General features: G+C 43.5%; 6 protein-coding genes. All 6 read right to left on the reverse strand.

The features are described from left to right. Positions 1-14: 14 nt before the first annotated feature. The 6 genes from IQ270_RS25875 to IQ270_RS25900 all read right to left on the reverse strand — a co-directional run bounded on the left by IQ270_RS25875 (position 15) and on the right by IQ270_RS25900 (position 7,521). Positions 15-1,097: a glycosyltransferase family 1 protein gene (locus IQ270_RS25875; RefSeq protein ID WP_193976031.1), complete on the reverse strand. Its 1,083-nt coding sequence runs from the start codon at positions 1,095-1,097 to the stop codon at positions 15-17. Positions 1,098-1,180: 83 nt separating this feature from the next. Further along, positions 1,181-2,251, reverse strand: coding sequence for a glycosyltransferase family 1 protein (locus IQ270_RS25880; protein ID WP_193976032.1), 1,071 nt, complete (start codon positions 2,249-2,251; stop codon positions 1,181-1,183). 173 nt (positions 2,252-2,424) lie between these two features. After that, positions 2,425-4,554 carry a glycosyltransferase gene (locus tag IQ270_RS25885; protein WP_193976033.1) on the reverse strand — a complete coding sequence of 710 codons (2,130 nt, stop codon included), beginning with the start codon at positions 4,552-4,554 and terminating at the stop codon, positions 2,425-2,427. A gap of 10 nt (positions 4,555-4,564) precedes the next feature. Next, complete coding sequence (locus IQ270_RS25890) at positions 4,565-5,098, reverse strand: hypothetical protein (RefSeq protein WP_193976034.1); 534 nt, start codon at positions 5,096-5,098, stop codon at positions 4,565-4,567. Positions 5,099-5,441: 343 nt separating this feature from the next. After that, positions 5,442-6,512 (reverse strand): glucose-1-phosphate thymidylyltransferase, encoded by a 1,071-nt coding sequence (locus IQ270_RS25895; RefSeq protein ID WP_193976035.1) that lies wholly within the window; start codon positions 6,510-6,512, stop codon positions 5,442-5,444. Between the two features lie 298 nt (positions 6,513-6,810). Next, positions 6,811-7,521, reverse strand: a complete 711-nt coding sequence (locus tag IQ270_RS25900) for a M15 family metallopeptidase (RefSeq protein WP_193976036.1) — start codon at positions 7,519-7,521, stop codon at positions 6,811-6,813. Between the last annotated feature and the right edge of the window lie 753 nt (positions 7,522-8,274).

Here is an 8,274-nt window from a genome sequence, read left to right on the forward strand (position 1 = left end):
TCCTTCTTCCTTCGTTAAAGATATCGATCGACAATAGCAGCAGTTTCCCGGCCTGTCTTTTCCCAGCTAAATTGTTTTGCTCTGGCCAAACCGAGTTGCCGCAAGTGCGATCGAGCTTTCGCATCGGTTGCAAGCTCTTGCATAGCAGAGGCAATTTCCTGGATGCTGTAGGGATTGACTAACCGCGCGCCGTCCCCCGCGACTTCTGGCATCGAAGACAGGTTAGAGGTGATAACAGGGGTGCCGCAGGCCATTGCTTCGAGTACCGGGAGGCCGAATCCTTCCCAAAGACTGGGGAATACCAGGGCGATCGCCCGGTTGATGACTTTGGGCAAGTCAGCCGCCGGGAGGTAATCTAGAAATTTTACTCGATCGACCAATCCCAATTCTTGCACCTGCGCCTTCAGCAGCGGCGTATAGCGCTGATCTTCAGAACCTGTTATCCACAATTCGTACTCGGAATTCTTGGGTAAAGCTGCAAAGGCTGCTACAACTCGCTGCACGTTTTTATGGGGATTGTGGCGGCCCATATAAAGAAAATAATTGCTTGTTGGCAAGTCGAGAAACTTAAAAAAACTCGCATCGTAGCCGGGGAAAATTCGCGATATTAAAGAACTTGGAATCTGACAAAAATTAGTGATATCGTTGGCAGTTGAGTCTGAATCGCAGATAATATGTTCTGCCTGCCGCAAAACCTGCGGAATGTAGTAGCGGTGATAAGGTGTCAGCGGATCCAAGCGGCGGGGAAATCGCAGCGCTATTAAGTCATGTACTGTAATTATATAGCGACAGCCTGCAAATAAAGGAGCTTCGGGAATTGGCGAAAATAACAGGTTAGATTTGAGCTTTTTATAGATTTTGGGAATTTGGGTTTGTGTCCACAGCAATCGGTTGATGTGTCCTTTTGTTCCTTGTTCTGGTGTTAAGTTGGCTGGAATTTCGTAGCAGTTGTTATTGGGAAATTTTTCGGCGGTGAGTAAGGTTGGGTTGAGGGTTTTTAGGTGGGGAAATAGGTTTTTGGCGTAGATGGCTAAGCCTGTTGGTTGGGGAATTAGGAAGGAAAGGTTGATTAGCAGGTTGGATTGGGGATGGGACATGGGATAATATTTAGATTGCGGTTTTGTGGTGGGATTTTTTTTATTTAACCGCAGAGGGCGCAGAGGGCGCAGAGAGGGAGGTTTTAAAGGTATTGTTGTAAGATTTTGGCGGTTGCTTCTCCGGTTTTATGCCAGCTAAATTGATTTGCTCGTGCTAAGCTAGCTTTTTTTAAGTTCGATCGCACTTTTGAATCTGTGGCTACTGTTTGCATGGCGGTGGCTATTTCTGGGATGCTGTAAGGATTGACTAATAATGCTGCATCTCCGGCTACTTCCGGCATTGATGACAGGTTGGAAGTGATGACGGGTGTACCGCAAGCCATTGCTTCCAAAATTGGCAAGCCGAATCCTTCCCAAAGTGTGGGGAAAACTAGGGCGATCGCCTGATTCATCAGTACGGGTAATTGAGAATAGGCAACGTAACCGAGAAACTTTACTGATGATTGTAAGCCCAATTGTTCAACTTGGGCGATCGACTGCGCTGTGTAGGCGTTGGGAGGCCCGGCTAGCCACAATTCATAGTTTGTGCGATCGGCTAAACTCGCAAATGCAGCAATCAATCTTTCTAAGTTTTTGTAAGGATCGTGTCTCCCTGTATAAAGAAAATAATTTTGGGCTGGCAAGTCGAGATATCTAAAATTAATATTATCGCAAGCTAGGGGAATTGCGCTCAGTTTTTGACGCGGAATTTGGTAAAAATTAGCAACATCCGCCGCCGTTGCTTCAGAATCGCAAATAATGTGTTCCGCTTGCCGCAAAACCTGCGGTATGTAGTAGCGGAAATAAGCAGTCAACCGAGAGAACTTTTGGGGGAATCGCAAAGGAATTAAATCGTGAACCGTAACTATGTAGCGACATTTAGAGTACAAAGGTGCTTCGGGAATCGGCGAAAATATTAAATTTGAATACAATTTATTGTAAATTTTTGGCAACTCAAATTGAGTCCACAGCAGCCTGTTAATTTGTCCTTTCGGCCCTCCCTCCGGCGTCAGAGTTTTGGGAATTTGATAGCAAGTATAATTATCAACTTGCTGGGAAGCTAGCAATGTTGGTTCTAGCTGTTGCAATTGCGGAAAAAGATTGGTGGCATAAGTTCCGATTCCCGTTGGTTCGGGAGTCAAAAAAGATAAATTGATTAACAGTGAATTAGACATGATTTTAGGAAAGATATCCGGCGACTGGAAGTCGCGACTACACATACAAAGTCCGCAGCACAGGGGGACTAAAAAAAACGGTACTAAAATCGACTTTGATATTAGTTTTATGCAATAGGACTTGAGCTTTGAGTCAGGAATTAAAAACCCCTAGCGGATTTTTTAATTAGCCTTTAAGGTCGATCGAGCATTTGAGCAATCTCGCCTGGATTTGGCAGCCGAATTGTAGCATACTCTTGGTGAATAAGCTCAAAAAAAGTCTTGACTTTTAGCTCGAAACCTGCAACTCTAAAATTCTGACTGCGCTGCTGTGCACCAGCTTGAAGTTCCGCTAACAAATCGGGATTAACAATTAGTTTGTGTGAATGCTGACAAAGTTCCTCAACGGTATTGAACAAAAAGCCCGATCGCCCGTGCTCGACAATTTCCGGTTGGCCCCCAGCCCCAAAGACTATCGGAACACAACTGTTTTGCATCGCTTCCACAGTCGCCATCCCGAAATGTTCAAATCTTTGAGGATTCACTTCACCCAAACCGCAGCCGTGCCAAAAAATGCTCGCTTTAGCATAAAGCAATTTTACCTCATCTAAAGAAGCATTAACTTTTAGCTCTATCGCCCTGTAATCTTGCTTCAATAAGTTCCTAACCGTCTTTAAATAAGGGTTTTTCGGAATGCTGCTACCAGCTAAAATCAGTCGCCATCCTTGAAGCTCATCGGGATAATCTACTAGCAAATTGCGGAAAGCTTTAATTAGTTCAATTTGCTTTTTTGTTCCCCCAAATTCCCACTGTCCCACTGCCAAGATTATTTTTTCTTTTGGCACTTTCACTGTTGCCATTTCCACGGGCGGATAAAGCAAAAAAGTTGGCTGCAAGTTCCACCTTTTTTCCAGCCACTTGACAGTAAATTGACTGTTTGCCACAATAAAAGTGTAGTCGTCCACAGCAAAGTGACGGTTACGAAAAGTATTGGGAAAATGGCAGAAAAATACTGATATCGGCGACAGCGGTTTAACTTTTTCTAGTTGATTCGCATTGATAAAAATATCGTAATTTTTGCTTTCTCTGGCAATTTCATCAAAAGGATTTTCCATATCCTCCACGATGATGCTAGAATCAATACACTGCATTCCGCGTTTGTCGTAAAACGCCAAGGGAATAATTTTAAGTTTGCATCCAGAAAGGTTGAGTCCGTACCACGATTCTAAGTTGGAAACAGCAACCGGCTTGTTGGCGATGAAGGTAATATCAAATTCATTTTGCAGCAGCGAGGCGATGGTAGCCACGTATTTTTGACCGCCGCCAATAAAATGCAGTCCGTGATCGTAAATGGCGATCGACATTTTGCGATCGCCCCGAATCACCTGCAATCGAGGTAAAATGCGATCGACCTTCATTCTACTGTAAATCACCGCCAACTTTTCCGTCAACTGCGGCAGTACCGCTGCCACGATTTCCGGCTTCTGATAATCCAGCAGCTTCTTAATCGCCACAAACAAACTCTCGAACAACAAATCATACTGCTTGTTACTAAAAAAATCAGACGTGTGAATCGCCTTAACTAACTGCAAAGGTTCGTGTTTTGCCAAATACAAAAATCGATTTCGGTTGCAGAAATACTCGGTCAGTTTGCTACCTTTACTCGAACCCCGATACTCGTGATGGGCGATAGCAGCAGGATTGTAAAGCATTTTCCAACCGAGTTTGTGACAGCGTTTAGCAAACTCTACATCTTCAAAATACATCACAAAATCTTCATCTATCCGCCCGACATCTTTCAGACATTCCCTGCGAAAAAGCACCGCAGCCCAACAAAGTCCCTCCACTTCCCTTTCTGTATCGTACTGTCCCACATCTTTCTCGCCAAACCCGACATCTTGCCAATAAAAATTAGGTAATTGCTGAATACCCGCGCTGTTAATTCGCCCGTCTTTAAACAGCAATTTGCCGCTAGCAGCACCTACTTTTTCATTTGTTTGTAATACCTTCACTAAGGTTTCGAGCCATTTGCTCTCAAGGGTAGCATCGTTATTTAAAAAACCGATATATTCCCCTTTCGCTTCACTGATACCGAGGTTGAGAGCTTTAGCAAAGTTATTGACGGAGTTGACAAAAATGCGAACTTTTGGAAACTGTTCGCGCAGGGAATTAACCGAATCGTCTTGAGAACAATTATCAATTACAATTAAATCGAGTTGCTGTTCGGGATACGCAAGTTTTTGTAGAGATTTTAAGCAATCCTTCGTGTGGCGCAAACCGTTATAGTTAACTATAATTAACGAGCATATGGGCAGTGTGGTCATCTTTGATGCTTTATTTTTGTCGATCGAGCAATTGAGCGGTAATCTTCTCTAAAATAGCAGTATGTTCCTGCTGCACTGCTTTAATTTGCTCTACTTCTGAAGTAAAATCTGCGATCGCCTTTTGTTGAGTCTCAAGCTGTGCTTTAACTTCGGGACATCCGCTGCTGAGTTCCCCTTGAATTTTTCTCTCTAGATTTTGTTGATCTTCTTGCAATTTTTGCAACTGTCTGCTCAATGTTTGCACCACGCGGGTATTAGCAAAATTGTAAATTACTTGACGTTCGAGTACCGGCCTGAGCAATTTTCTGACGATTTTCCTAACGGCTATGACTGCGGAACCCAGTTGCCTTTGGTAAGAAGTAATGGGGACGTTATAAATGTCGAAACCAGTCTTTAAAAGCGCGATATCTTCGTCATCCTCATCTCGGGCGATCGCACTATTTTCTATTCCCGACAGCCGCGAATCAGCAATGCCAATTTGCGGCTCCAAACTTTGTCGCAATTTATCTATGATTTGTTGAGTTGGTATTTCTTCGTACTGCAAACTTTATTCTCCTTTAGATAACTTAGTATGACTTATTACGGAACAGGCATTTTGGCTGCTTCTTGAATAATAATTTTAACTAATTGTGGAACAGGCATCTTGCCCGTTCGAGGGCGGGCAGGATGCCCACCCCACAAGAAAATTCATCTCTTGTTAAATACTGTTCGGCGGGCAGGATGCCCAACCCCTACTCCCCACAAGAAAATTTATCTCTTGTTAAATCAGGATTATTGCTGCCGATGTTGGCATCATCTCAACTTAAGCTATAGCGGTTCGATCGCATCGTGAGGTATGACCTATGACCTATGCCCAGCCGCACCTGAGATGAGAGATCGAAATGCTACTATAACTCAATTTGACTGTCATCACCGATCATAAACCGCAAAGCCTTTGGACGCGCCGGCGCATTGGTGAGTTGAGCTCGCTGCCCGATCACGCTATCAACAATTCGCTGATGAATGGCAACTATTTTCGCCCCTTGCAATATGACACTGTGTTCGATATCAGCATCAATCATCGTCACGCGATCGCCAATACTACTGTAAGGGCCGACAAAGCAATTTTCGAGGCGACAATTTTCCCCAATTACCACCGGCCCGCGAACTGTAGAATTAATGATTTCCGTTCCTTCGCCTACTTGCACGCGCCCGATAATTTGACTTTTGCCCTCGACTTTTATTTCAGTTGAAGCTACGATACAGCTATCTAAAATGATTTGGTTGGCACTCAGCAAATCATCTTTTTTACCCGTATCCAGCCACCAACCCTCTAAATTGCAGGCTTCTACGTGTTTTTGCTGATTGATGAGCTGTTGAATGGCATCGGTGATTTCCAGTTCGCCGCGGGGCGAAGGTTGAATTTGATCGATCGCCTCATGGATACTAGGAGCAAAAAAGTAAATTCCCACCAGTGCTAAATTGGACGGCGGAACTTTCGGCTTTTCTACTAACTGCAAAACTCGCCCCTTTTCATCAACTTTTGCCACACCAAAAGCAGAGGGATTGGTAACTGGACGCAGCAAAATTAGAGCGTCTAGTTTTTGCTTGTTAAAAATCTCTAAAAACGGATCTAACTGATTTTGAATTAAGTTATCTCCCAAATACATAATAAACGGAGAATCCCCTAAAAACGGTCTGGCAATTTTCACCGCGTGAGCGAGCCCCGCCGGTTCTGATTGCAAGATATAAGTAATTTTTGCACCGAAGCGAGATCCATCTCCTGTTTTCGCCTTCACCTCTTCCCCGGTTTCGGGACTAATAACAATCCCAATATCCGTAATCCCAGCCGCCACAATTCCTTCAATTCCATACCACAGTATCGGCTTATTTGCCACAGGAACCAACTGCTTAGCACCCGTATAGGTGAGGGGACGCAAGCGTGTTCCTTTGCCGCCAGAGAGGATGAGTGCTTTCATTGGGTGAACTTTGAGTTATCCTTTAGGGTTTGCGGTGCCTGCTCGATTTGCCTGCACTTGTTCGCTCTTGTTAATTTTAAAGCACCGCTACCCCGCTGGCAATAGCCTCCGCCCCATAGTGATAGAAATGATTTATGCCGATCGAACTTTTATACTCCTGAACCCACAGAGTGTCTGAAACCGGGTTTCTTGCCGCAGGCACCGCCTAAAAGCTGATGTTTTTTGTCAACAAACCCGGTTGCTTTTTTGGTTTCTAAACGCTGCGAGTGCGTTAGTCAAGATTGAATTACGCACCCTTTCAATAGCGGCCGTATCGAGCAATAACTTGATTGCAAGCACTGTTTTGATTTGTCAGCCAAGCCCACATCTGATCCCCCAGGCAAAAATGCCACCACTCATTAGGATGCTGCTGAAAACCAGCAGCTACCATCACATCTTTTAATATTTGCCTGTACAAGTGATATTCCTGTTTGTGCGGTTCCTTGCTATTGGCAAAAAAATCTGGATAAGAACGTTCTGATATTTCATCAATCGGAGAACCCATATCTATTAGTCGATTGTTTGCATCCACTAAAGTGATATCTAAAGCTGCGCCTGTACTGTGAGGGGGAGGCGTAGCGCGATCGAGGCTCGGTGCTGCCCAAAATTGATATACCTGTTCTAGAATTAGTTGGCGTTGGTCTTCAGGAACCGGAAATTCGCAGCCTTGATCTAGGGCAATTTGAGCAAAAGTATAATCAACCATAAATTTCTGAACTTCCACTGGTCTATAAGCATCAAATATCAGAATTTGCCAATTTTGATGATTTTGCTGCAGTTGCGTTTTAGCTGCCATCAAACTCTCTACAACTCCTTGCCGCAAATAGTAAGGCGAATCGGCTTTGCTATTCTGATATGGAGCACCTAAGTTTTGATAGGGGTGCGGCGTTTCAAAGGCAAAATGTTCTGTGGGAATGCCAATCAAAGGCTCGCCGCATTCATCGATTGCTATTTCTTGATATGGTTTCATGTCAAATTTTTATCCTAGTTTATTGTTGCTAAATTTGGGTAATTAGAACTTTTTTTCTCACTTTTTTAGGACTAAAGTCCTCACTACAAACACTAGAGCCGATAAGATATCCTCTTGTTATGAATTCAAAATTATTGATTATAATTAATCTATTGTTAATGCCAAAATTGACCAATTAAATAATTAAACATAGCGGTTATTGGTGACAGTATTTAAACTAAAAAAGCGGTAATAACCAATAGTTGATTGCCGAAGTGGTAAGTTGAGTTCTGGTTAGCTACTAGCTCTGACTTCTGACCAAGAATTTCTTGATTGTACAAGGCCCCGAATCTGCTTGGTCTATGGCCAGCGCTACCTCATATGAGAGTTTGAAAGGCTATACTATCCTCTTTTAAATGCCGAACAGCTTAATAACTTTATTTTTCATTTTTTTGAGGACTAAAGTCCGAACGATCAAACACTAGAGCAGTTAGAATATTCTCTTGTTCTAAATCCTCAAAATCATTGATTATAATTTGTCGATCGTTCATGCCAAAAATTACTCATTAAAAAATTCACTGTAGCGGTTATCAGTAACATGAGCTACCCACGAGCGAGCGGTAATAGGTAATTGCAGGATTGGTGATTTTAGTTCGGGTTAGCTACCAGCTATGACTTCTGACATATTACCGATTACGAGAGTGTACCTCACCTAACTGAGACTCGGCTATATAGCGGTTCTCAGTTAGGTGAGGTATGCCCCATGCCCGGAGC

This window comes from Microcoleus sp. LEGE 07076 (assembly GCF_015207455.1).
In the GTDB taxonomy this organism is placed as follows: domain Bacteria; phylum Cyanobacteriota; class Cyanobacteriia; order Cyanobacteriales; family Microcoleaceae; genus Microcoleus.

Bases quoted from the DNA above. Each gene is read 5' to 3' on its own strand.
- IQ270_RS25900 (WP_193976036.1), bottom strand. From the start codon at position 7,521: ATGAAACCATATCAAGAAATAGCAATCGATGAATGCGGCGAGCCTTTG.
- IQ270_RS25885 (WP_193976033.1), bottom strand. From the start codon at position 4,554: ATGACCACACTGCCCATATGCTCGTTAATTATAGTTAACTATAACGGT.
- IQ270_RS25880 (WP_193976032.1), bottom strand. From the start codon at position 2,251: ATGTCTAATTCACTGTTAATCAATTTATCTTTTTTGACTCCCGAACCA.
- IQ270_RS25875 (WP_193976031.1), bottom strand. From the start codon at position 1,097: ATGTCCCATCCCCAATCCAACCTGCTAATCAACCTTTCCTTCCTAATT.
- IQ270_RS25895 (WP_193976035.1), bottom strand. From the start codon at position 6,512: ATGAAAGCACTCATCCTCTCTGGCGGCAAAGGAACACGCTTGCGTCCC.